Raw genomic sequence first — 24,550 nt, forward strand, 5'->3', positions numbered from 1 at the left:
GACAAGGAGGACAAGTATGAAGCCATTATTATGTTTTGATGTTGATGGTACATTAAGAGATAATGTTCATCATCAAGTGTCGTTATCAACACAAAAGGCGTTACGTCTATTAAAGAAAAATGGATATCATATGATTATTTCCTCAGGGCGAGGAATTGATTCATTAACACGAACAGGACTTATGGATATGTTTGAATGGGATGGATTTGTTTGTAATAATGGTCAGGTTGTTTTAGATGCCTATAAAAAAGAAATTTTTCACGCATCCATGGATCCTCAGGCCGTACAGGAAGTTTTATCTATAGCGAAACAATATAATTATGCTGTGACATTAAAATCTAAGCAACGTATTATTTCTAAGGAACCTGATGAATATGTTTTGCAGACACAAAGATATTTTCAAAATCAGATTCCTCCAGTAGGAACATATTGTGGTCAAGAAGTCGATGCGATGATTGTATATGGACCACTTGGCTATGATTATGCACCTTTTCAAAAAGTATCTGGAGTTCATGTTTTGCCTGGAGAATCTACATATGCTGATATTACAATTGCTGGATTATCAAAAGCAACAGGAATTCAAAAACTGATGCATTTATTAGGACTTCAGGAATATATTGCTTTTGGAGATTCTTTAAACGATGTCGATATGTTTAAACATGCCTCTCAAAGTGTAGCAATGGGGCAAGGAAATGAAAAATTAAAATCTATCGCTACTTTTATTACAAAACCTATTGATGAAGATGGTATATATTATGCATGTCTTCAACTGGGATTGATTCAAGAAGGAGAGTTATAATGACAAAAGAAGAAGCAACAAAAAAAGCGCATCAAATGAGCGCATATTTAGAAAGTGAGCAGGCTGATGAACAAACACATGATTTTGATGATTTATGGCAAAGTCTCTATGATATTTGTCAGCTGGCGACTTATGGAATTGTAGAATTAACGCCAGAAGAAATAAATGAAGCAATAGACTGGCTTAAAGAAACACAATCACTCACAAAATTATATCAGACAACAGAAATTTATTTTTCATAGGAGGGATTGGAAATGAAAGTTGTTGATATGCATTGTGATACAATTTCTGAGATATATTTACAAAGACAATCAAATCAAGATATATCATTAAAACAGAATAACCTGAATATAAGTTTAGAAAAAATGCAACAAGGTGATTACCTTTTACAAAACTTTGCCATGTTTACACCTTTGCATAAAACTGATAATCCTTTTCAATATGCGCATGATCTGATAGACACTTTTTATCATGAAATGAATCAGTATTCAGATATGATAGGCGTCATTAAAAATTATCAGGATATTATCAATAATATGGATCAGCATCGTATGAGTGCTATGTTAACGCTTGAAGAGGGTGCTGTTGTACAAAATGATCTTCACTATTTACAACATTATTATGATTTAGGTGTGCGTATGATTACGCTCACATGGAATTTTTCTAATGGTATAGGTTATCCTAATTTTTCAAGAGATGATGACAATCATGGCTATCATGCCTGTGATACAAAAAATGGTTTAACTGAATTTGGCAAGGCATATGTTCAAGAATGTGAACGTTTAGGAATCATTATTGATGTTTCACATCTTTCAGACGCTGGATTTGAAGATGTTTATCGTTTGACTACTAAACCGTTTGTCGCTTCACATTCCAATGCGAGAAGTGTTTGTCCACATGCGCGTAATTTAACTGATGAGATGATTTTAAAACTCGCAAGTCGTGGTGGAGTCATGGGGATGAATTATGCTGCTGACTTTTTAACAGAAAATGATGAAGAAAAGTGTTTATCAAAAATAGATGATATTGTCAAACACATTTTATATATTAAAAATTTAGCTGGTATTGACTGTATTGGTTTAGGAAGTGATTTTGATGGTATTCCACCATATTTAGAATTAAAAGATGCCTCTTATCTTCCAAAGTTAGAACAGGCATTAAAAGAAGCGGGATTATCATCGTTGGAGATTGAAAAAATATTCTTTAAAAATGTTTTGAGAGTTTATCAAGATATTCTTCAGTAAATAAAAAAGCAGATAGGTGGGAGTCCTCATCTGCTTTTTTAATATCAGTTTGGGAAAGGATATCATGAAGTAGTCAAATTTGAAGGGAAAACAAATTATTTTTGACTACACATATAATCTAACACATTATTTTGTATAAAATTTCATGCAATTGTCAAAAAATATGTGATTGTTTTTGATGTTACATAAATGGGACTATATTTCATAAATCATTTTGTGATATAATCATATAAAGTCGAAATATGGAGGTTAGCTCTTTATGAAAAAGTGTGTAATGTTTTTGATATGTGTGTTTTTGTTGGTAGGTTGTCAAGTTCATTCCTCACAACCTCTATCATCTCAATCTCATGAAAAACCACTTGATAGAAAAGTTTATCAATATCATGATTATCTTTTATATATTTATGAAAACGATGAAAAGCAAAAGGGTTTTACTTTTGAATTTGAACTCAATCAATCTGGAATCGGGGATTTTGCTACTTATCAGGATGATTCTCATCAACAGGCAACATGTATACTATCTCATCAAAAAGACTGCCAATTGACATTTACTTTTGGCAAGGATTATGTTATTGTGAAAACAACTGATGAAGAAAATTATTTGAGTGCTGATTTGTCTGGACATTATGTATTACAGGAGGATTTATCGTGAAGAATTTGTTTTATAGACTGATTATCTTTTTAGATACAGCTCAAGAAAATGATACCAATTATAATATTGCCTGGTTCATGGCTAATAATTTTTATCGTATTGCGAATATGCGTATTAGTGAGTTGGCCGCAGAATGTTTTGTTTCACCAGCAACGATTTCACGTTTTTGTCGTGCTTTAGGCTATGAAAATTTTGCGCATCTTAAACAGGAATGTTATACATTCCATTCACATGATAAAAAATTTAATAATCTTATTAATATTTCACTCGAAACAATGAAGGATTCTCCTTTACAGGCAACGCAACAATATATCCAACAAGTCATTCAATACATTTCTGACTTACCAAAGCTTTTAGATTGGAATGAAGTTGATGCAATCTTAAAATTAATTCATGATAGTGAATCAGTTGCTTTTTTTGGTACACAATTTTCACAAAGTGCAGCTTTACACTTACAAACAGATTTACTGATGTTAGAAAAGTTTACAATGGCATATATGGATTCTTCACGACAGCTAGAATGTGCAAAACAATTAAATCAAAACAGTGTAGCAATTATTATGACTGTTAATGGATATTTCGCAAACAGTAATGCAAAGATTTTACAGTATATAAAAAAATCAGGATGTCAGGTTGTTTTGATGACTTGTCATCCACAGTTGGATTTAAAAATACCAGTTCATCATAAGTTAGTATTAGGTCAATCTAAAAACAGAAAAACAGGTAAACATAGTTTGTTAACTGCAGTAGAACTTATGTCACTGAGATATTATTGTTTATATTATCCTTCACTTCAAGAATTAAAGGGGCATCTTCTTTAATTCTTTTTTTCTTGTGGTAGGATAGAAAATTATATATAATAAACATAATAAAAGAAGGTGAAAACATGAGGGAAATAAAACAGGAAGATATTATACAGGCAGTCAAAACATTATGCATAGAGGCTAATTATCAATTGCCTCAAGATGTTCGAAATGCGATTGATCAGGCAAGTCAAATAGAAGATGGTCAATTGGCTAAACAGACATTATCTATTTTAAAAGAAAATGCAAAAATGGCTCAATCATTGTCAGTCCCTATCTGTCAGGATACAGGGATGGCTTGTTTATTTGTTGAAATAGGACAAGATGTTCATGTGCAGGGATCTTTACAGGATGCTTTACAGGAAGGTGTTCGACAGGGATATCAGGAAGGATATTTAAGAAAAAGTGTTGTTGATGATCCTGTTTTTGATCGAATCAATACAAAAGATAACACACCTGCCTTGATTCACTATGAAATTGTGGAAGGTGACAAATTGAAAATCATTGTTGCTCCAAAAGGTTTTGGTAGTGAAAATATGAGTCAGGTCAAAATGCTCAAACCAAGTGATGGGGTAGAAGGAATTAAAGATTTTGTTTTAAAAGTTGTTGAAGAAGCAGGACCTAATGCTTGTCCTCCTATGGTGATTGGAGTTGGTATTGGAGGTTCTTTTGATTATGTCACATATCTTGCGAAAAAAGCGATGCTCAGAGATATAGGAACACATCATAGTGATTTACGATATCAACAATTAGAAGAAGAATTATTAGAAAAAATTAATCAGTTAGGTATTGGACCAGCTGGCTATGGAGGGAAAACAACAGCTTTGTCATTGAATATTGAGACATATCCAACGCATATTGCAGGAATGCCAGTTGCTGTTTCTATCTGCTGTCATGTTGCCAGACATAAGGAGGTTATTTTATGATTAAACATATGACAACACCTTTGACGCAATCACAGGCTCTTGCCTTGCAAGCTGGCGATCAGGTTTTATTATCAGGTGTTATTTATACTGCCAGAGATGCGGCACATAAACGCTTGGTGGCTTTAATAGAAAAGGGAGAAGAATTACCCTTTGATGTTAAAGATCAAATTATATATTATGTTGGACCTACTCCAGCAAAACCAGGACATGTTTTTGGCAGTGGGGGACCGACAACATCTGGACGCATGGATGCTTATGCGAAAGCACTTATGCAGCTAGGTTTGCGTGGAATGATTGGTAAAGGCTACCGTCAAGATCATGTCAAACAAGCTATTATGGACTATCAGAGTATTTATTTTGGAGCAATTGGAGGAGCAGGCGCTTATATTGGACAATGTATTCAATCTTGTGAAGTCATTGCTTTTGAGGATTTAGGGCCTGAAGCTATTCGTCGTTTAGTAGTCAAAGATTTACCTTTAACTGTTGTGATTGACTGCTATGGACATGATTTATATGAAATGGGTAGAAGTCAGTATTTAAAGGAGCATAACCATGACAATTCATGATTATAATGAAGTTGATATTTTATATACTCTGATGTCTTATGTGAATGTTTCTTCACCTCAAGACATGTATTATGCGATTGCTCATACTATTTTAACTCATATAGATCAGATTCCAAGTATCAGTATTAATGATTTGGCAGACCTTTGTTATACCTCTCCAGCAACGATCTCACGTTTTTGTAAAGATATGAATTGTAAAAGCTTTGTGAATTTTAAAAACGAAATTGCTATAGCTTTAGAAATTGCACGCAATGAAATTCATTTATCAACTCAGGATGCTCAAAAAGTTTCGGAAGATCCTGATTATTTAAAAAAGAAAATGTATCATGAAGCAATGGAGTCTTTGGCACTTGTTGAAAAATCTATTGATATGAAAGATATTGATCGTATTTGTGAAATGATATACCAGGCTAAAAAAGTACATATGTTGGGTTATCAGTTTAACAAGATTATATCTAATGATTTTCAAATGAAGATGCTAAAACATCGTAAATTTGTTTATGCGTTTGTTGAACGTGGTGATGAAATTCAAAGATTGGATATTATAGATAAAGATAGTCTGGTTATTATTATTACTGTTCGTGCCAGAGAACAGCTGATGAAAGCATTAATAGATAAAATTAAGGAACATCATCCAAAGATTTTATTATTAACAATGAATCAGACATATCAAAATGATGATATAGATTGGATTTATCGTATTGATGGTACTGAAAGTCAATACAGTGAATCTTCATTACAGGGAACAATGAATTTTTTAAGTTTATTGAATTTAATATATGTTCGATATGGATTGTTATATCGAGAATAGGAGAAAGTATGTATAGTTTTTTAAATGATTATAGTGAAGGAGCACATCCTCAAATTTTAGAAGCATTAAATCAGACAAATCTGATTCAGACTGTTGGTTATGGTAAAGATGAATATTGTCATCTGGCTCAAAAAGTCATTAAAGAACGTATTCATAATGAACAGGCTGATGTTCATTTTCTTGTTGGTGGAACACAAACAAATATGTTAATGATTTCATATGCTTTGAAACATTATCAGGCTGTTATTGCCTGTGATGAAGGACATATTCAGGTTCATGAAACGGGTGCTGTTGAAGGAGCAGGACATAAGATTTTAACACGTCCACATGTCCATGGTAAAGTGACATGTCAAATGATTGAAGACATTTGTCAGCAACATACAGATGAACATATGGTTCAACCTCGTATGGTTTATATTTCTCAAACAACAGAATTAGGAACTTATTATACGCGTGATGAATTAAAAGCACTTTATGAAGTCACAAGAAAATATGATTTATATCTATTCTTAGATGGAGCAAGACTTGGAAGTGCTCTGGTTTTACCAGATGCTCCAACGCTTGAAGAAATTGCACAATATGTTGATGCCTTTTATATCGGTGGAACAAAAATGGGTGCTTTGTTTGGGGAAGCTCTCGTTATTATTCATGATGATTTAAAACCTCAATTTCGTTATCATATGAAAAATAAAGGGGCTATGTTAGCAAAAGGACGATTGTTGGGCATTCAATTTTATGAATTGTTTAAAGATCATTTATATGAAGATATTGGTCTTCATGAAAATCGAATGGCTGATATGATACGTCAGGCATTGATTAAAAAAGGAATTCCACTTTATGAGCCTTCTGCCACTAATCAGATTTTTGTGGATTTACCACAAAATGCTTTAGAGGCTATTGAAAAGGAGTTTATGGTGACGCATATGGGAGCTATTCCTGGTGGTGAGCGCGTACGTATTGTCACTTCATGGGCAACTTCTCAAGAAGCTGTATTATCGTTTGTTTCGCTTATTGAAAATCTTTGATGGAAGATAGACGATTGCACTGTACAAGACATGAGACTTGTATTATAATAAGCTCTAGGGAATACCCTAATATACATAGAAATGGAGATTATAGTATGAATAAAAATGAATTATTAGAAAAAGTTTCTTTAGCATCAGGTTTAACAAAAAAAGAATCTGAAGCTGCAATTAATGCTTTTTTAGAAACTTTAACTGATGTATTAAAAGCAGGAGATAAGATTTCTTTAAAAGGTTTTGGAACTTTTGAAGTTCGTACAAGAGAAGCTAGAATGGGACGTAACCCAAGAACTGGTGAAACAATGGAAATCGCTGCTAGTAAAGTTCCTGCATTTAAAGCAAGTTCAGCTTTAAAGAATGTTGTTAATGGTAAATAATGAGATAAAAAAGCTGTGATGACAGCTTTTTTTTATTTTAAGAAATGATTCAACATAATAATAAAAAACCTATAAAGATTTGATTAATCTTTATAGGTATTATTTTATTTTATAATGATTCCTTCGCAAGGTGCACCAGCAGCATTTGATTCATCAGTATCGATATGCATTGCTAAAGCATAGCTATCGCTGACACGGCAGACAACATCACCAAAAACAAGTGAACGGTCAGCTGATTTCACTTCAACACTGACAACATCTTTATCTTGTACTCCAAATTCTTGGGCATCAGCAGGTGTCATATGAATGTGACGTTTTGCAGCAATAACACCACAAGAAATTTCAACTTCACCAGCAGGACCAACCAATTTGCATCCAGCAGTTCCTTCGATATCTCCAGATTCTCTAATTAATGCTTTGATTCCTAATGATCTAGCATCTGTTAAAGAGACTTCAACTTGAGTTTGAGCACGTGTAGGTCCTAAAATAGACATTTTTGTTTCGCCTTTTGGACCAATAACAGTGACTTTTTCCTGACAGGCAAATTGTCCAGGTTGTGATAAATCTTTTTTGTTTGTTAAAACATATCCTTTACCAAATAAAGTTTCTAAATCTGCTTGTGATAAATGTACATGTCTAGCAGAAGTTTCGACTAAAATTGTTTTTCCCATAAAATATCCTCCTATAACATACTTATCTTACAACTTTTTTGTGTGTTTGCAAAGGAATTTGTTTCTTTTTGATAAAAAATATGAAGTTCACAAAATGAAGATATAGATTTTCAGGAAATGAAAAAGGTAACGTTTTACTTTTGATGGAAAACTGATATAATAAAAAAGAAATGTAGGTGATAAAGATTGAATCTTAGTGTTGTGATAAATTTTATAAGATCAGCGATAGATTTGATTGCAGTATGGTTTATTTTATATTACTTAATTTCAATGTTTAAGACAAATATGAAAACCATGCAATTATTTAAAGGTGTTCTTTTTATTTTGATTGTCAAAGTATTAACAAGTTTGCTTGGATTAACGACACTTAATTATCTTGTTGATAGTATTATTAATTGGGGTGTATTAGCCATTATTATTATTTTTCAGCCAGAAATTAGAACTCTGCTGGAAAAGATGGGACAAACCAAATTAGAAGTTAAAAAAGAAATAAGTAATGATGAAAAGGAAAGACTGATGGATGAATTGGTAGATGCGATTTCGACTCTTGCAAAAGAGCAGACAGGAGCATTAATTACTTTTGAAAGAGGTCAATCCATGATTGATTATATCAATACAGGAACAAAGATCAATGCCGATATACGTAGTGAACTTTTCTTGACTATTTTCTGGGAAGGGACACCGCTTCATGATGGGGCAACAATTATTCAGGGGGATCGTGTAGCCTGTGCGGCAGCGTTTTATCCACCAACAAATAAGGAACTCAGTCCTAAATATGGAGCACGTCATAGGGCAGCGATTGGAATTAGTGAAATTACAGATTCATTAACTGTTGTTGTCAGTGAAGAAACAGGAACCATTTCTTTTGCAACGAATGGTGAATTAAGAAAGATTCCTATTAAGGAATTAAGGGCATCATTAGTGAATGAATTGCAATGGTTTAAATCTAGTGATGAAGGAGGTCAAGCTCATGAGTCCTAGAAATCAAAAAAATAACAGACCTTTAAAAGATACAACAACTGACTTTTTCTTGAAAATTATTGAAAAAGAAAAAGACCAGACAAGTAAAGATACATCTAGTAAAGAAAGTGTCAATGAAAAAAAAGTGAAAGCTATTGATACGGGAGCACGCTTTTATAACTATATGAATCAGCTTTTAGATAAAATATTATCAAGTAAGGTCTCAATTACAATTTTATCTTTTGTTATGGCTGCAGTTTTATTTTATAGTGTATCAGGAAAAGATATTCTCACAAGTCCAACTTCAGGAGCAACATTAGAAAATGTTCCTGTTTATGTAGAAAATCTTGATGATTCTTTGGAAGCATCAGGCATACCTGAAAGTGTATCAGTTGTTTTGGTTGGACCATCGCTAGATATATATAAAACGAATTTTTCTAGAGATTATCAGGTTTATCTAGATTTGCAGGATTTAGATGAAGGAGATTATGTTTTGAATCTAAGAACACGTAATTTCCCTGAATCGTTACAGGTTGTATCCATTCCTAGTTCAATTAAGGTAACGCTTGCTAAAAAAGTAACGCGTACATTTGATTTAGGATATCGTTTTATTAATGAAGATCAACTGGATAGTAAATATTCGGTCAGTGTGAATCAAATGGATTTGGATACTGTAGAGTTACGAGCAAGTGAAGAAACTTTATCTAGAGTCGAAACGGTTGAGGCTTGCATTGATGTATCTGATAAGACTGAAGATTTTGAACAAAATGCAAGAATTAGAGCTTATGACAGTAATGGTGAAGAATTAAATGTAGAAATGAGTCCTGAGTCTGTCCATGTTACATGTCAGGTATCATCTTATAGTAAGACAGTTCCTATTCATGTTAATCTTGTAGGGAACCTGCCAACGGGATATCAGGTATCTCAGTATACACTGTCACAAAGTGAAGTTACAATTTTTGGATTAGAAGAACAATTAAATGAAATTCAACAAGTTGAAGTTGATGTTGATATCACAGATTTAAAATCAAGTACAACAATGACGAATCTTGCATTGAAAAAGATAGCAGGTATTAATAAATTTTCACAGGATGCAATTGATGTCAGTGTGGAAATTGAAAAAGTCATTACAAAAAAATTCGATAACATTCCTATTAAGGTGTTGAATAATTCGCGTGATTATAAGGTTTCGTTTGCTGGCCAAGGACAGAATGCTTCAGTATCAGTGACGGGAACCGAGGATAAAATCAATACTTTAAAAGTTGATAATATTCAAGCAACAATTGATATTGATGGTTTGGATGTTGGAACACATCAGGTGAATGTTAAAATAGCTGGTGATGATGAAACATTAACGATGAAATTATTGTCATCATCTAAAGTTACAATTAATATAGAAAGGAATTAGAAAAATGGGAAAGTATTTTGGAACAGATGGATTTAGAGGAGAAGCAAATATAGATTTGACAGTAGAACATGCCTATCAGGTAGGAAGATATTTAGGATGGTATTTTTCACGTTCTCATCGAGCAAGAATTGTGATTGGAAAGGATACAAGAAGAAGTTCTTATATGTTTGAATATGCTCTTGTAGCTGGATTAACTGCAAGTGGAGCTGATGCATATTTATTACATGTGACAACAACACCTTCTGTTTCTTATGTAGTAAGAAGCGAAGAGTTTGATTGTGGAATCATGATTTCTGCTTCACACAATCCTTATTATGATAATGGTATTAAAATTATCAATGGAAAAGGACATAAATTAGAAGCAACAATAGAAAACCTCATCGAGCAATATATTGATGGTTTAGCAGATCCTATTCCATTTGCTACAAAAGATAAGATTGGACGTACAATTGATTATTCAATGGGAAGAAATCGTTACATTGGATATTTAATGAGTATTCCAACACGTGCTTTTAAAGATATCAAAGTTGGTCTTGATTGTGCCAATGGTTCATCAAGTGCCATAGCAAAAAGTGTTTTTGATGCTTTAGGTGCTCAAACACATGTGATTAATAATCAGCCTGATGGGTTGAATATCAATACAAATTGTGGTTCTACACATATTGAAGTTTTACAGAAATATGTGGTTGAAAATGGTTTGGATGTTGGTTTTGCTTATGATGGTGATGCGGATCGCTGTATTGCAGTAGATGAATTTGGACGTGTAGTCAATGGTGATTTGATATTATATGTTTGTGGTTTAGAAATGAAACAAAAAGGTGAACTTTTAAATAACACCATTGTTACAACAGTGATGAGTAATTTTGGATTATATAAATCATTGGATAAGGCTGGTATTCAATATGAAAAAACAGCTGTGGGTGATAAATATGTTTATGAAAATATGGTGAAAAATGGACATTGTATTGGTGGAGAACAGTCTGGTCATATTATTTTCTCTAAACATGCAACAACAGGTGATGGTATTTTAACATCATTGAAAATCATGGAAACAATGGTTGAAAATAAGAAAACATTAGCTCAATTAACTGAACAGGTTGAAATTTATCCTCAATTATTAATCAATGTAAGAGTGAGTGATAAAGCTTTAGCTCAAAATGATCCTGATGTTCAAAAAGCAGTCAAAGAAGTTGAAGAAGCATTAGGTGATGAAGGAAGAATTTTAGTACGTGAAAGTGGAACTGAGCCAGTTGTAAGAGTCATGGTCGAAGCACAAAGTGATGAAATCTGTCATGAATATGTCTTGAAAGTTGTTAATACAATCAAAGCAAAAGGGTATGCTGTAGAAAAATAATATAATTTCACATATTATCACAAAATATTGCCATTTTATATGGCAATATTTTGTATATAATGAATGAAAGAGGTGAGGAATGTGAAATACCGTATTAATATCATAGATGATGAAAAAAATTTAAATGATCTTGTCAGAACTTATTTAGAAAAAGAAGGATATATTGTTTATTCTTTTTATACATATGAAGAAGCTTTTTTGCATAAAGATGATGATGTCCATTTATGGATTGTAGATATTATGTTAGATAAAAATAGTGGTTTTGATTTACTGAATGAAATCAAAGCTTGTAAGCCTGATATGCCTATTGTTTTTATGAGCGCCAGAGATCAGGAATTTGATCGTATTATTGGATTGGAAAAAGGCTGCGATGAATATATTACCAAGCCTTTTAATATTAAAGAATTGATTTTAAGAATACATAATGTCTTAAAACGTGTTTATAAGGATGATCCAGCCTTGATTAATATTGATGGATATGCCATTGATGAAGAAAAAAGAAAGGTTTTATTTCAAAATACTGAAATTGAATTAACGACAAAAGAATATGAGTTATTACTTTATTTTATTAAAAATAAAGGATTGGCTATTTCACGTGATCAGGTTTTATCTAAAGTTTGGGATGAAAACTATTTTGGTAGTGACCGAGTTGTAGATGATACATTGCGTCGTTTAAGAAAAAAGATGCCTGATTTAAATATTAAGACGATTTATGGATTTGGATATAGATTAGATTAATATGGAAAAAATAAAATCAAAATTATCTTTTTTTAAAAAATTATCGTTGGTTCAACAGTTGATTGTTGTATTATGTTTTGTTGGATTATTATTGGTTGCTGTATTAATGCCTATTGTTGATTATAATGTGACTTCAATTGTTGATAAGCAGATGTATGAACGTTTAACAATTTCTCAGTATTCTATCATATATAATAATATTATGCCCTATAAACAGGAAAAAGAGGTCTATCATATTATTTATGATACGTCCAATAATTCTTTTGTTCAATCTAATATAGGGAGTGTTCAGGTTGTTTATGATTTATACTCTTATCTCTTTAAAGATGATTTAGCTAAAATTGTCAATACAGATCAGGAAGTTTTAAAGAATAAAGGGGAGTATGATGAAAGAACATACTATTATATGATCACGAAAATCAATAATACTTCAAAATATTTGATTTCACTTGTGGATAGTGAATACTCTGTTTCCTTGATTACTTCATTACGTAATCAGATTATTTATATTCAATATGGTTTCTTTATTATTTTTGCATTAGTGATGATTCTATGGGTTTTAACATTAATCAATCCTTTGAAAAAGATAAAAAATTATATTGATAATATTAAAGATAGAAAAGATAGTGATTTGATTTTGAATCGTGAAGATGAGATTGGAATTGTTTCTAAGGCTTTGGTCGAAATGAAAGAAGATCTAGATAAACAGGAAAGTATTAAAGAAGAAATGATTCACAATATTTCTCATGATTTAAAAACACCTATCGCTCTTATTCAAACTTATGCACAAAGTATTAAAGATGATGTCTATCCTTATGGAGATAAAGATAGTTCTATTGATATTATTTTGGAAAATGCTGATCGTTTAGAACATAAAGTCAAATCATTTTTATATTTAAATCGTTTGGATTATTTGCAGGGTGAAGATAATGAAATAGGATCTTTTGCTATTCAAGATTTAATTGAAAAAATTGTTTTGCAGATGGATTTCATGAAGCCAGATTTACATTTAGAAACAGAATTAGAAGATGTTCAATTTGATGGTGATGAGGAACATTGGCGAGTGGCTATAGAAAATATTATTGAAAATGCTTCACGCTATGCAAAATCTGTTATTAAAATTACGCTTAAGGAAGATTATCTGGAAATATATAATGATGGTGAAAATATTGATGAAGCCACTTTACCATATTTGTTCGATCCATATGTTAAAGGAGTGAAAGGACAATTCGGTTTAGGACTTTCTATTGTTAGTAAGATTGCTTCTATGTTTCAGTATTCTGTGACTGCAAAGAATCATGATGTTGGTGTAAGTTTTATCTTTCAAAAGAAAAAATAAAGCATATCAGTTATGACTGACATGCTTTTTTTGTTTATTGTTTGTTTTTTGGATCTTTAACTATTTCAGCAATAGATGTTACAGCACCAGCCATACCTTGTAAATCAGTTGGAATAATAATTTTTGTTGATTCTCCTTTAGCAAGGTTTTCTAATGCTTTAAATCCTTCTAATGTAATATAAGCTTGTTGAGGTTGAGAACTATTGATATATTCGATACCTTTAGCTTGAGCTTCATAAACAAGTCTTAATGCTTCAGCTTCACCTTCAGCACGAGCAATCTGTGCTTCTTTTTCTGCAGTGGCTTCAAGAATCATAGATTCTTTTTTACCTTCAGCAGTTAAAATAGCAGCAGTTTTTTTACCTTCAGCCTGTAAGATGGCTTCACGTCTTTCACGTTCTGCACGCATTTGTTTTTCCATAGCTTCTTGAATATCACGTGGAGGAATAATGTTTTTAACTTCAACACGATGAATTTTAATTCCCCAAGGATCTGTAGCTTCATCAAGAATAGAACGCATTCTTGAGTTGATAATATCTCTAGATGTTAATGTTTCGTCAAGTTCAAGATCACCAATAATATTACGAAGTGTTGTGGCAGTTAAGGTTTCAATAGCATTCAATGGTCTGACAACACCATAAGTAAATAATTTTGGATCTGTGATTTGAAAATAAACAACAGTGTCAATTTGCATTGTGACATTATCTTTTGTAATCACAGGTTGAGGAGCAAAATCTAATACTTGTTCTTTTAAAGAAACTTTATTTGCGATTCTGTCAAGCAAAGGAATCATAATATGCAACCCAACTGTACATGTACGATTATAAGCTCCGATTCTTTCTACAACATATGCATAAGATTGAGGAATAATACGAATTGTTTTTGCGATAATGACAACAACTAATACAACTAATAAAATAATCCATAAATATCTAAAGATTCCATCTAACATGAAGTATCATCTCCTTTGTTTATTTTTTTTACGACAACATGTGAACCTTCAATTGAAATAACTTCAGCATAATCGCCAATTTGAATTGTTTCATTATTAAGGCTTGTTGCTGACCATAAGTTTCCCATGACTTTGACTTCACCTTTTTGATCAGCAGTAATTGTTTCAGTGACTAAACAATGTTTTCCAATCATACGATCAAGGTTTGTTTTGACAGTATTTCCACGTAAGTATTTTTTAGCCAGTGGTCTTGAGGCAACAATACAGACAATGGAAACAATCGCAAAAATAACAATTTGCAAAACTTCTCCAACACCAAAGAAATGACAGATTAATGCAGCAATGGCTCCAATCCCAAACCAGATACTGACCAAGTCAATTGTAATGGCTTCGACAATGACCGCAATGACAAGAATAATAGTCCATACAAGAGTAATTGACATAATCATTTCCCCTTTCTCTTATAGTTGAACAATCATAATAGAATGAACAATATCATATGTAGCCTTGTACTTATAACATTGCTGTTTTGAAAAATCTAGATCAAATTCCACACTGAGGTCTAATACAAATGATTTGTTAGAAATTCTTCCATAGCTTTTTCCTAGTGAAATACGATGTAATTGACTCTTTGGGTAAATATTTTCATCTATTTCCTGTTTGGTAACAGGTTTGATTCCAATTTGTCTAGCGGTTCTATCTATCCCTAAAAGAACATAATTCACGTCTTCAAAATGAACACAGGCTGCTTTGTTTAAAGTTAAATTTGTTTCATAAATAGTAACAGTCATTGTGGCTATATCATTTGTTGACCATTCAAAGTTCATTTATATCCTCCTCCTTAAATATATTATATTATTAAAATTATTTTTTTTCAACAAAATTAAAAAAAGATTTTAAATGTGTGAGTATACAATTTGGATAAGATAGTTTATAATACATGTAAAAGGAGAAAAGAATGAAAAAGAAAATATTATTTATATTATCAATGATGTTATTAATGGGGTGTCAATCAAGTCAACAACCCATCAATAAAATAACATTAACTCAACCAGCGACATTGCTCTATTTTTATATTGAAACATGTTCAGAATGTCAATCTTTCCAGGATGATGCTATTCCATATTTACAAGAAACATTTGGAGATACATTAACGATTCAACAATATGATCTTGATGATGAAGCGACACAGGCTATTTATGAAGATGTCATTACACAGCTTGATCAGTTTGACCAATCGCTTTATGGTATGGGTCCAATGTATGCCTTAGATGGTTATTTTGCGAAAGTTGGCTATACTTCTGGTGATGAAGAATATTTAGTCAAAGATATTGATAACGCTATAAATGATAAAGCGTTAAGTGATGAATTAAGTGGACTACGTTTTCTTTATCAACAAGAATAATTGAAAAAGTTATTTCTTGTTTTATTGCTTTTTTTGAGTGGTTGTCAAAATCGACCACAATATTATTTATATGTTTATTATGCGAAAACATGTCCACATTGTCGTTCGTTTATTCAAGTTGTCATTCCTGAACTGGAAGAAGAATATGGTAGCCAAATGGATATTATCCAGCTGGATATTGATGAGGAATCATCAATCGAATCTTATGCGAAGACCTGTCATTTATTAGAGGATTATGTTGTGAATGATAACTCAGGTAGTGTGCCTTTTATTGTATTAGATGGTTATTTTGCATGGGTAGGTTATCAGATGGGCGAAGATCAGGAATTTTTAGAAATGGTTCGTCAGGCTATTGCTGGAGAAGAATTATCAGTTGATAATCATGAAATATATTTTTTTAAAGAAGGTCAGACATTTCACGAAGGAGGATGATGAAAAATGTCAACACCACATAACCAAGCACAAAAAGGAGAAATTGCGAAAACTGTTTTAATGCCAGGAGATCCGTTGCGCGCTAAATTTTTAGCAGAACATTATTTAGAAGATGTACATCAATTTAATGCTGTAAGAAATATGTTTGGATATACCGGATTTTATCATGGTAAAAAAGTTTCTATTATGGGTTCTGGAATGGGGCAACCATCTATAGGAATATATGCACATGAATTGTTTACGCAATATGATGTAGAAGCTATTATTCGTATTGGATCTTGCGGTTCTTTACAAAAAGATGTTCATTTAAGAGATATTATTATTGTACAAGGGTCTTGTACAGATAGTAATTTTGCTCATCAGTTTGAATTGCCAGGTACTTATTCTGCGATTAGTTCATATGATTTATTAGAAAAAGCTGTAGAACAGGCCAAATTGAAAGGTGCCAGCTATCATGTTGGAAATGTCATTGCATCTGATATTTTTTATCATGCTGATCAGGATTCAGGGAAAAAATGGGCATCTATGGGCTGCTTAGGTGTCGAAATGGAATCTTATGCTTTATTTGCAACAGCGGCTTATCTTGATAAAAAAGCATTGACATTACTTACTGTTTCTGACTCTTTAGTGACTCAGGAAGAAACAACTGCTCAAGAAAGAGAACAGACATTTACGACAATGATGGAAATAGCTTTGGAGATTGCTTAATGCTAAAGAAAGTTGCTTTATATGATTTTGATAATACAATTGCTTCAGGAGATACAATCGTTCGTTTATTGAAATATGATTTAAAGAAGCATCCTGTACATTTTTTCTATTTTTTTAAAGTCGCATTTTATTACTTTTTATATTTATTACATATCAGTAGTTTTGAAAAAGCCAAATCTGCTTTATTATTTCCACTTGATCATATGGATAATTCACAATTAAAAACATTTTATGAAAATGAAGTGGTTCCAAGCTATTATCCACATATGATCAAACAAATGGAAAAAGAGCATCAACAAGGCTATATTGTGATTGTCTGTACAGCTTCTTGTGAAGTTTATATGAAATATCATCAGTTACCTGCTGATTATTTAATAGGAACTCGAACATTCACAAAAAATGGTCAACCAACAAGCACAGTTATTGGTAAAAATTGTAAAGGTGAAGGAAAAGTACCACGTATTCTTGAATGTTTAAAATCACAGAATATTGAAATTGATTTTGAAAACTCTATTGGTTATTCTGACTCTACTTCAGATTTACCTATGTTAGCTCTTGTCAAAAATAGAAAAAGAATTGCTTTAAAGACTGGTAAAATAAGTGATTTTTAAAAAAATCATCATATAAAAAAGACAGAACGTCTAGAAGATATACTTCAAACGTTTTGTCTTTTCTTTATCGATCTAAATCAGTAAATAATAACATAATATTAATAATACCAGCAATTCCTACAATCATATAGATAATGGCACTTAAAAGCGCATCGCCAAAAACAGCTTCTACAAGATTAAAATTAAAGAGGCCAATGAGTCCCCAGTTGATTGCACCAATAATGGTAAAAACTAAAGCAATTTTCTGTATCATATTCATTTTTTCTATCCTCCTAATGATATTATAACCAAACCTCATATCTTTATTCATAAAAATATTGACAAATCATAAGATGTGATGAGGAGGAATAATCATGAATAAAAAAATCATTGCTATTGCAGTGAGTGTGATTGTTGTGATTGTTATAGGTGTAAGCTGGTTTTTTTTGAAATCTACATCACTTAATGATTTGATTGAAGAAGCGAATCAATGTCAAAGTTATCAACTTGTAGGAAATATGGAGATGTTAGAGAATGATGAATTAAAATCTTATCAGGTCACATCAACTTATGCACGTATTGATAAAAAAGATTATTATAAAGTTGAGCTTTACGATAAATCATTAAATCAATCACAAGTGATTGTTAGAAATGATGAAGGTGTGTTTGTCTTAACGCCATCACTGAATCAGGCTTTTCAATTTCAAAGCGAATGGCCTCATAATTCACCTAAACCATACATCTATCAATCACTTGTATCATTTTTAAAAGATAATAAATCTGAAAAAGTAAAAGATGGATATCTGGTTCAAGGTGAAATGACTTATGAAAATGATGAACGTGTTAAAAGTCAGGAAGTGAAGTTTGATAAAACTTTAAAACCAGTATATATTAGTGTGTTTGATCAGGATGGAACAGAAGTTATTAAAGTTGATGTCACATCTTTTGAAATGAATCAGGATATGAAAAAAGATAGTTTTTTACAAAACAATATCATTAAAGAAACAAAAACAGAATACACAGATAGTGTGGCAGCATCATTACCACTTTATCCAGTATCTTTAATGGGATCAACACTAGAAAATGAAAAAGTATCTACAATTGATGATGAAATTAATCATATTTTAAAATTTACTGGTGAAAAATCATTTACTATCGTTGAAAAAACATCAAAAGAAAATGATGATTTACAAATTGAAAGTATTGATGGCAATATGATAGATATGATTGATGGAGTAGCTTTTGAAAATGATCAGCAAATGACATATATTTCATCAGGGGTTGTTTGTTCTCTTTATTCTAATGATTTAACATCACAAGAAAAACTCGCTGTTTTATCAAGTATGCAATCATCACAAGTGAAATAGGGGAAAACCCTATTTTTTCTTGAAAAAAAGAGTATGATGGATTATACTAAAACAATGAAAAGGGGTGAAAATGTGATACATTATCGTGATACCTATGCCTGCATTCGTCTAGATTATTTACAGGATAATGTTGAAACATTATATCAAAAAGTACGTAAACCGCTTATGGCCATCATTAAGGCTAACGCTTATGGACACGGTTATCAGCAGGTTGCCAATATTTTAAAGGATAATCCACATATTTCAATGTTTGGTGTTGCAACACTGAAAGAAGCTATTGATTTAAGAAAGATTGGAATTCAACAGGATATACTTGTTTTAGGAGCTATTCCTATTGAAGATTTGGATTTGGTTATTCATTATGATATTACTTTATCGCTATTTTCAAAGGAATATATGGCTGAAATTCAAAAGCTTTATCATCATCATAAACCTGTGAAAGTTCATATTAAAATAGATACTGGAATGAATCGTATTGGTTTGAAATCAAAAGCAGAATTTGAGGATATTTTGGCTTGTTGTCAAAATTCTATGTTTCAGGTTGATGGTGTTTTTACGCATTTTGCAACTGCTGATGATGAGATGCAAAATGATGCTTATGAACAGCAAATTCAGATGTTTTATGATATTATTGGTCAACATTCTTTTCGATATATCCATTGCCAAAATTCAGCTGCTATGATGTATCATCAAGATGACCGCTCTAATTTGGCACGTATTGGTATAGCTATGTATGGCGTTGATCCATCTGGTGAAGAATGTCAAGCACTCAAACAGGTGATGTCTTTATATACACGTGTTTCAATGATAAAACAGGTTAAGAAGGGTGAACGCATTGGCTATGGACTCACATATACAGCTTTAGAAGATGAGTATATAGCCACATTACCTATTGGATATGCCGATGGATTGATTCGTGCGAATCAGGGTAGAGAAGTTTATATAGAGGGACATTATTATCCAATTGTTGGTAGAGTTTGTATGGATCAAATGATGGTTAAGGTCGATCAGAATGTTCATTTACATGATCGTGTGGAAATTTTTGGCGAACATATAACACTGGCTCGTATGGCTAAGGAATTATCAACAATTCCATATGAAATTGTGTGTTTAGTGAGTGAACGTGTTGAAAGAATTTATAAAAAATAAAAATTCCATTGAAAAATATGATGGAGTTAAGAATTTGATGATTTTTGAGGAGTATATAAATATGCTTCTCTTTTTTCTATATATGAGATAAGAGACAAAATATTTTTGTATGAAAAATAAAAGGTAAAAAGTCATATCTCAAGTTTGTCATTGTCATGGTCAGTGAGAATACAATAATAAAAACCAGAAGAGAATATCACTTCTGGTTAAAATAGTGTCAACTTCATTTTATAATATTGTTTATTTTTTATTCGAAATTTTCTTTAACGAAATCATATAAAGAATAATATTGATTGTATCCTTCTTTTTTGGCAGTCATCTTTCCATCTTTAATAATAAGAGTTGCTGGATAAGTTACATTTGTATCAAATGTTTTTTCTACATAACTGTCAATATTATCAACTTCAGATGTATCTAGATAATAAAAAGGTGTAGAACGATTTTTGGTTGTATATGTCGTCATGATGTCTTGATAACTGACCATTGTGGAATCAGTTGAATCTCCTAATACAACGACAAAATCTTCTTTATCTTCTATCATTTGAGTTAATCGACTTTCTGATACTGTCTTATAATCTTTAAATGTTGCCTGACGATATATAAAGAGTCCTAAGAATATCAAAAGCACTAATCCAAAGACACTAATTTCTTTTGCAAACTTCTTTATAAAATTCATGTTTGATGCCTCCTAATGTTCATATTCTAACAAATTTCAGGACATATGACAATAAGAAGATTGTGTGAATGTTTGGGCTTGTTTCAAAGTCCTGTTTCTTTTATAATAAAAAAGAGGTGGTCATTATGAACGAACACGATTCAACTCGCTATCTTTTTGCACAAAGTATTAAAGATTTAATGGCAAAACAGTCATTAGATAAAATGACTGTTACAGATATTGTGAAACATAGTGGAATGACAAGACAAACTTTTTACCGCTATTTTAAAGATAAATATGATTTGGTTAATTGGTATTTTGAAAAACTGGCTGATAAGTCATTTCGACAGATTGGGAATTCTTCAACACTGAGAGAAGGACTGATTAAGAAATTTACTTTTTTACTGAATGATAAAATCTTTTTTATGCAGGCGTTTCAATCTAAGGATTATAATAATGTCGAAAATTATGATTATCAGTGTATTTTAGAGTTTTATCAGAATATTATTTATAAAAAAATAGGAAATATTCCTACGGATATTATGTTTTTATTAGAAATGTACTGTCATGGTTCTATCACAATGACAGTGGAATGGGCGATTTCAGGAATGAATAAGACACCTGAAGAAATGGCTGATTTATTAATTCAGGCTTTACCTCCTAAATTAGAACAATTGTTGTCTGATTTATAGTTTTGATGAGCCTATATGAGTCATGTTAATATAAAATTCTTATGAAAATGTTTTATGAAGTAAAGTGACAAACGCTTTCATTTGTCACTTGTTTTTATTTTCACAAGAATGTTAAAATAGAATCAGCAAAATAAAGGAGATGTAATAAAAATGGCAAACAGATTTGTATTAAATGAAACAAGCTATCATGGAAAAGGAGCAATCAATGAAATTGTTACTGAAGCAAAAGCAAGAGGTTTTCAAAAAGCATTGGTTTGTTCTGATCCGGATTTAATTCAATTTGGAGTTACAAAAAAAGTAACAGATTTATTAGACGAAGCAGGATTAGTTTATGAAATTTATTCAGATATTAAAGCTAATCCAACAATTGAAAATGTACAACATGGTGTAGAAGCATTGCATAATGCAAAAGCTGATTATATTATAGCTATTGGTGGTGGATCATCAATGGATACTGCTAAAGCGATTGGAATTATTGATCGTAATCCAGAATTTGGAGATGTAAGAAGCTTAGAAGGTGTTGCTGATACTAAAAATCCATGTACACCAATCTTTGCAGTACCTACAACAGCAGGAACAGCAGCTGAAGTCACTATCAATTATGTTATTACTGATGCACAAAAAGATAGAAAAATGGTATGTGTAGATGTTCATGATATTCCAGTTGTTGCTTTTGTTGATCCTGATATGATGGCAAGCATGCCTAAAGGTTTAACTGCTGCAACAGGTATGGATGCATTGACTCATGCGATTGAAGGATATATTACTAAAGGAGCATGGGAAATGAGTGATATGTTCCATTTAAAAGCAATCGAAATCATTGCGAAAAACTTAAGAGGAGCTGTTGAAAATACACCAGAAGGTAGAGAAGGTATGGCTTTAGGTCAATATATCGCAGGTATGGGATTCTCTAATGTTGGTTTAGGATTGGTTCATAGTATGGCACATCCTCTTGGAGCATTATATGATACACCTCATGGTGTGGCAAATGCAATTATTTTACCAACAGTTATGGAATACAATGCACCATATACTGGTGAAAAATATAAAGATATTGCTGAAGCAATGGGTGTTGATACAACAGGTATGAGCCAAGATGAATATCGTCAGGCTGCAATCAATGCTGTTAAACAATTATCACAAGATGTTGGTATCCCAGCTGATCTTAAAGATATTGTGAAAGTTGAAGATTTAGACTTCTTAAGTGAATCAGCTTTAGCTGATGCATGTTGTCCAGGAAATCCTAGAGATACAAGTGTTGAAGAAATTAAAGCATTATATCAATCTTTATTATAATAATTCACAAAGTACATCTGTCATGGGTGTACTTTTTTTGTTATAATAAAAATGGAGTGTGAAAATAGATGGAAATGATTAACCAAACATTAATAATGTCTTTTTTAGGGATGATTGCAGTTAGCAGTATTGTTTTTCCTATTCTTTTTCTTGTACAAAAACGTAAACAACATCGTGAATGGATGCAGTGGTTAGAGATGAAAGATAAAAATAAATCTTAAGATGGATTTTATTGATAATTTTAAAAATGATATTATACTATAAAGTAGAGGTCGTTTGACAATTCAATGGTTTTATAGTAATATTTAGGAAATTTATGTGATGAGAAGGAGATATGTATCAAAATGGACTCGAGTCAGATAGTCATGATTTTTACTTTTATTGTGCTTATTTCATTATCGGCTCTTTTTTCAATGAGTGAAACAGCATTTATGTCAATCAATAAAATAAGAGTAAAGACATTGGCGGAGGAAAATAATAGGAAAGCGATTCTCATTCGGTCATTATTAGAAGATCAGACACGTTTATTAAGCTCGATATTGGTAGGAAACAATTTAGTCAATATTGCTGCTTCTTCTTTAACGACATCGTTTGTGATTAGTATTTTAGGTAATGAAGGAACGGGTGTTGCACTTGCAACAGGTGTTGTGACTTTAATTATATTAATTTTTGGTGAGATTACGCCTAAATCTCTAGCTACGCAAAATGCTGAATCTATTGCTTTTGGAGTATGTCGTTTCATTAAGTTTATCATTATTATCTTTACTCCTGTTGTGGCTATTTTAAATATTGTTTCAGGCTTTTTTGTTCGTCTTTTTGGTGGTGATGCTAACAAAGGTCCAACAATGACAGAAGAAGATTTAAAAACCATCGTTACTGTTTCTCATGAAGAAGGCGTTTTGGAAGATGAAGAAAAAGAAATGATTCATAATGTGTTTGAATTTGGTGATACTGAAATTAAAGAAGTCATGACCCCAAGAATTCATGTTGAAAGTATTTCTGATGATACGACTTATGATGAAATCATTTTAGCTTTTAGAGAATCTCAATTTTCAAGATTACCTGTTCATAATGATTCATATGATGAAATTATAGGTGTATTATATATTAAAGACTTGTTTTTATATGATGTTCACCGTGAAGATTTTGATGTAACAAAAATCATGCGTGATACTTATTTTGTTTATGAATTCAATCAGATTTCTGATGTTTTTGAAGCTATGCGAAAAGATCATGTGTCATTAGCGGTCGTATTAGACGAATATGGTGTCATGAGTGGAATTGTAACTTTAGAAGATATTGTAGAAGAAATCGTTGGCGAAATTGATGATGAATATGATGAAGTTGAACAGTCCATTGTTGATTTGGGTCAAGGTGAATATCTCATTGATGGAAGTTTGAATATTGATGAGGTTAATGATGTTTGTGAAACATCATTTGATTCAGAAGATTTTGAGTCTATTGGTGGTTTGGTTTTAGGACAGTGTAATGGAAGTCCTGAAATCAATCAGGAAATCATTATTGATTCGGTTATATTTACAATCAAAGAAATTGATAAGAATAGAATTGTATTGTTGCATTTAAAAAAGGGATTTGAAAATGAAGACGAGAAAGGGGAGGAAAAACAAAGTTAA

Annotated in this window: 31 protein-coding genes; 25 read left to right on the forward strand and 6 right to left on the reverse strand. The window is 31.7% G+C overall.

Annotation, left to right across the window (positions count from 1 at the left end; genetic code table 11):
- Nucleotides 1–16: 16 nt before the first annotated feature.
- The 10 genes from B5E79_RS04190 (at nucleotide 17) to B5E79_RS04235 (ending at nucleotide 7,200) form a co-directional block, all read left to right on the forward strand.
- On the forward strand, nucleotides 17–799 hold the full coding sequence (locus B5E79_RS04190) for an HAD family hydrolase (RefSeq protein WP_087243036.1): 783 nt from the start codon (nucleotides 17–19) through the stop codon (nucleotides 797–799).
- Nucleotides 799–1,041 (forward strand): hypothetical protein, encoded by a 243-nt coding sequence (locus B5E79_RS04195; RefSeq protein WP_087243034.1) that lies wholly within the window; start codon nucleotides 799–801, stop codon nucleotides 1,039–1,041. Before B5E79_RS04190 ends, B5E79_RS04195 begins: the two co-directional genes overlap by 1 nt.
- Before the next feature lie 12 nt (nucleotides 1,042–1,053).
- Nucleotides 1,054–2,043 carry a dipeptidase gene (locus tag B5E79_RS04200; RefSeq protein WP_087297091.1) on the forward strand — a complete coding sequence of 330 codons (990 nt, stop codon included), beginning with the start codon at nucleotides 1,054–1,056 and terminating at the stop codon, nucleotides 2,041–2,043.
- A 259-nt stretch (nucleotides 2,044–2,302) separates the two neighbouring features.
- Entirely contained in the window at nucleotides 2,303–2,695 is a 393-nt protein-coding gene (locus B5E79_RS04205; RefSeq protein ID WP_087243030.1) for a putative periplasmic lipoprotein, read from the forward strand.
- Nucleotides 2,692–3,516, forward strand: coding sequence for a MurR/RpiR family transcriptional regulator (locus tag B5E79_RS04210; RefSeq protein ID WP_087297092.1), 825 nt, complete (start codon nucleotides 2,692–2,694; stop codon nucleotides 3,514–3,516). The genes B5E79_RS04205 and B5E79_RS04210 overlap by 4 nt, the downstream gene beginning before the upstream one ends.
- Before the next feature lie 65 nt (nucleotides 3,517–3,581).
- The gene (locus B5E79_RS04215; RefSeq protein ID WP_087297093.1) at nucleotides 3,582–4,424 is read left to right on the forward strand and encodes a fumarate hydratase; all 843 of its coding nucleotides are present in this window, start codon (nucleotides 3,582–3,584) and stop codon (nucleotides 4,422–4,424) included.
- A complete protein-coding gene (locus B5E79_RS04220) occupies nucleotides 4,421–4,990 on the forward strand; it encodes a Fe-S-containing hydro-lyase (RefSeq protein WP_087297094.1) in 570 nt (189 codons plus the stop codon). The genes B5E79_RS04215 and B5E79_RS04220 overlap by 4 nt, the downstream gene beginning before the upstream one ends.
- On the forward strand, nucleotides 4,977–5,801 hold the full coding sequence (locus B5E79_RS04225) for a MurR/RpiR family transcriptional regulator (RefSeq protein WP_087297095.1): 825 nt from the start codon (nucleotides 4,977–4,979) through the stop codon (nucleotides 5,799–5,801). Before B5E79_RS04220 ends, B5E79_RS04225 begins: the two co-directional genes overlap by 14 nt.
- A gap of 8 nt (nucleotides 5,802–5,809) precedes the next feature.
- Entirely contained in the window at nucleotides 5,810–6,826 is a 1,017-nt protein-coding gene (locus B5E79_RS04230) for a threonine aldolase family protein (protein WP_087297096.1), read from the forward strand.
- Nucleotides 6,826–7,200: an HU family DNA-binding protein gene (locus tag B5E79_RS04235; RefSeq protein ID WP_158095465.1), complete on the forward strand. Its 375-nt coding sequence runs from the start codon at nucleotides 6,826–6,828 to the stop codon at nucleotides 7,198–7,200. The genes B5E79_RS04230 and B5E79_RS04235 overlap by 1 nt, the downstream gene beginning before the upstream one ends.
- Before the next feature lie 104 nt (nucleotides 7,201–7,304).
- On the opposite strand, the gene pduL is transcribed toward B5E79_RS04235, so the two are convergent.
- Entirely contained in the window at nucleotides 7,305–7,871 is a 567-nt protein-coding gene (gene pduL, locus B5E79_RS04240; protein WP_087297098.1) for a phosphate propanoyltransferase, read from the reverse strand.
- Nucleotides 7,872–8,057: 186 nt separating this feature from the next.
- Between pduL and cdaA the strand changes: the two genes are divergently transcribed.
- The 5 genes from cdaA to B5E79_RS04265 all read left to right on the forward strand — a co-directional run bounded on the left by cdaA (nucleotide 8,058) and on the right by B5E79_RS04265 (nucleotide 13,670).
- A complete protein-coding gene (gene cdaA / locus B5E79_RS04245) occupies nucleotides 8,058–8,852 on the forward strand; it encodes a diadenylate cyclase CdaA (protein WP_087243014.1) in 795 nt (264 codons plus the stop codon).
- Nucleotides 8,842–10,239, forward strand: a complete 1,398-nt coding sequence (locus B5E79_RS04250) for a CdaR family protein (protein WP_087297099.1) — start codon at nucleotides 8,842–8,844, stop codon at nucleotides 10,237–10,239. The genes cdaA and B5E79_RS04250 overlap by 11 nt, the downstream gene beginning before the upstream one ends.
- A gap of 4 nt (nucleotides 10,240–10,243) precedes the next feature.
- On the forward strand, nucleotides 10,244–11,593 hold the full coding sequence (glmM, locus tag B5E79_RS04255; protein WP_087243010.1) for a phosphoglucosamine mutase: 1,350 nt from the start codon (nucleotides 10,244–10,246) through the stop codon (nucleotides 11,591–11,593).
- An 81-nt stretch (nucleotides 11,594–11,674) separates the two neighbouring features.
- A complete protein-coding gene (locus B5E79_RS04260) occupies nucleotides 11,675–12,331 on the forward strand; it encodes a response regulator transcription factor (RefSeq protein ID WP_087243008.1) in 657 nt (218 codons plus the stop codon).
- A gap of 1 nt (nucleotide 12,332) precedes the next feature.
- Nucleotides 12,333–13,670: a HAMP domain-containing sensor histidine kinase gene (locus B5E79_RS04265; RefSeq protein ID WP_087297100.1), complete on the forward strand. Its 1,338-nt coding sequence runs from the start codon at nucleotides 12,333–12,335 to the stop codon at nucleotides 13,668–13,670.
- A 34-nt stretch (nucleotides 13,671–13,704) separates the two neighbouring features.
- Here the strand turns inward: B5E79_RS04265 and B5E79_RS04270 are convergent, their stop codons facing one another.
- Genes B5E79_RS04270 through B5E79_RS04280 form a run of 3 tightly spaced genes read right to left on the reverse strand, consistent with a single transcriptional unit; the run spans nucleotide 13,705 to nucleotide 15,449 of the window.
- Nucleotides 13,705–14,622 carry an SPFH domain-containing protein gene (locus tag B5E79_RS04270; RefSeq protein WP_087297101.1) on the reverse strand — a complete coding sequence of 306 codons (918 nt, stop codon included), beginning with the start codon at nucleotides 14,620–14,622 and terminating at the stop codon, nucleotides 13,705–13,707.
- Nucleotides 14,616–15,065, reverse strand: coding sequence for an NfeD family protein (locus B5E79_RS04275; protein ID WP_087242998.1), 450 nt, complete (start codon nucleotides 15,063–15,065; stop codon nucleotides 14,616–14,618). Before B5E79_RS04275 ends, B5E79_RS04270 begins: the two co-directional genes overlap by 7 nt.
- Nucleotides 15,066–15,083: 18 nt before the next feature.
- Complete coding sequence (locus tag B5E79_RS04280; protein ID WP_087242996.1) at nucleotides 15,084–15,449, reverse strand: hypothetical protein; 366 nt, start codon at nucleotides 15,447–15,449, stop codon at nucleotides 15,084–15,086.
- A gap of 131 nt (nucleotides 15,450–15,580) precedes the next feature.
- Here B5E79_RS04280 and B5E79_RS04285 point away from each other — a divergent pair, with 131 nt between their 5' ends.
- From B5E79_RS04285 to B5E79_RS04300, 4 genes are read left to right on the forward strand one after another with little or no spacing between them, the layout of a single operon-like run.
- Nucleotides 15,581–16,027 (forward strand): hypothetical protein, encoded by a 447-nt coding sequence (locus tag B5E79_RS04285; protein WP_087297102.1) that lies wholly within the window; start codon nucleotides 15,581–15,583, stop codon nucleotides 16,025–16,027.
- Nucleotides 16,028–16,459: a YbbN family protein gene (locus tag B5E79_RS04290; protein WP_087242992.1), complete on the forward strand. Its 432-nt coding sequence runs from the start codon at nucleotides 16,028–16,030 to the stop codon at nucleotides 16,457–16,459. It abuts the gene before it with no gap.
- 6 nt (nucleotides 16,460–16,465) lie between these two features.
- Nucleotides 16,466–17,167: a purine-nucleoside phosphorylase gene (gene deoD / locus B5E79_RS04295; RefSeq protein ID WP_087297103.1), complete on the forward strand. Its 702-nt coding sequence runs from the start codon at nucleotides 16,466–16,468 to the stop codon at nucleotides 17,165–17,167.
- Complete coding sequence (locus B5E79_RS04300) at nucleotides 17,167–17,778, forward strand: HAD family hydrolase (protein ID WP_087297104.1); 612 nt, start codon at nucleotides 17,167–17,169, stop codon at nucleotides 17,776–17,778. The genes deoD and B5E79_RS04300 overlap by 1 nt, the downstream gene beginning before the upstream one ends.
- Before the next feature lie 64 nt (nucleotides 17,779–17,842).
- Here B5E79_RS04300 and B5E79_RS04305 read toward each other — a convergent pair whose 3' ends face one another.
- Entirely contained in the window at nucleotides 17,843–18,037 is a 195-nt protein-coding gene (locus B5E79_RS04305) for a DUF378 domain-containing protein (protein WP_087242987.1), read from the reverse strand.
- A 94-nt stretch (nucleotides 18,038–18,131) separates the two neighbouring features.
- Here B5E79_RS04305 and B5E79_RS04310 point away from each other — a divergent pair, with 94 nt between their 5' ends.
- Nucleotides 18,132–19,124 (forward strand): LolA family protein, encoded by a 993-nt coding sequence (locus B5E79_RS04310; protein WP_087297105.1) that lies wholly within the window; start codon nucleotides 18,132–18,134, stop codon nucleotides 19,122–19,124.
- Between the two features lie 72 nt (nucleotides 19,125–19,196).
- On the forward strand, nucleotides 19,197–20,273 hold the full coding sequence (gene alr, locus B5E79_RS04315; protein WP_087243106.1) for an alanine racemase: 1,077 nt from the start codon (nucleotides 19,197–19,199) through the stop codon (nucleotides 20,271–20,273).
- Nucleotides 20,274–20,520: 247 nt separating this feature from the next.
- Here the strand turns inward: alr and B5E79_RS04320 are convergent, their stop codons facing one another.
- Nucleotides 20,521–20,949, reverse strand: coding sequence for a hypothetical protein (locus B5E79_RS04320; protein WP_087297106.1), 429 nt, complete (start codon nucleotides 20,947–20,949; stop codon nucleotides 20,521–20,523).
- A gap of 125 nt (nucleotides 20,950–21,074) precedes the next feature.
- Between B5E79_RS04320 and B5E79_RS04325 the strand changes: the two genes are divergently transcribed.
- From B5E79_RS04325 to B5E79_RS04335, 4 genes are all read left to right on the forward strand, one after another.
- Entirely contained in the window at nucleotides 21,075–21,620 is a 546-nt protein-coding gene (locus B5E79_RS04325) for a TetR/AcrR family transcriptional regulator C-terminal domain-containing protein (protein WP_087242981.1), read from the forward strand.
- Between the two features lie 150 nt (nucleotides 21,621–21,770).
- Nucleotides 21,771–22,916, forward strand: coding sequence for a lactaldehyde reductase (fucO, locus tag B5E79_RS04330; protein WP_087297107.1), 1,146 nt, complete (start codon nucleotides 21,771–21,773; stop codon nucleotides 22,914–22,916).
- 68 nt (nucleotides 22,917–22,984) lie between these two features.
- Entirely contained in the window at nucleotides 22,985–23,137 is a 153-nt protein-coding gene (locus tag B5E79_RS13575; protein WP_164483495.1) for a hypothetical protein, read from the forward strand.
- A 123-nt stretch (nucleotides 23,138–23,260) separates the two neighbouring features.
- Nucleotides 23,261–24,550: an HlyC/CorC family transporter gene (locus B5E79_RS04335; RefSeq protein WP_087297108.1), complete on the forward strand. Its 1,290-nt coding sequence runs from the start codon at nucleotides 23,261–23,263 to the stop codon at nucleotides 24,548–24,550.

The sequence above is a fragment of the Massilimicrobiota sp. An134 genome (assembly GCF_002160815.1).
Classification (GTDB): domain Bacteria; phylum Bacillota_I; class Bacilli_A; order Erysipelotrichales; family Coprobacillaceae; genus Allocoprobacillus; species Allocoprobacillus merdigallinarum.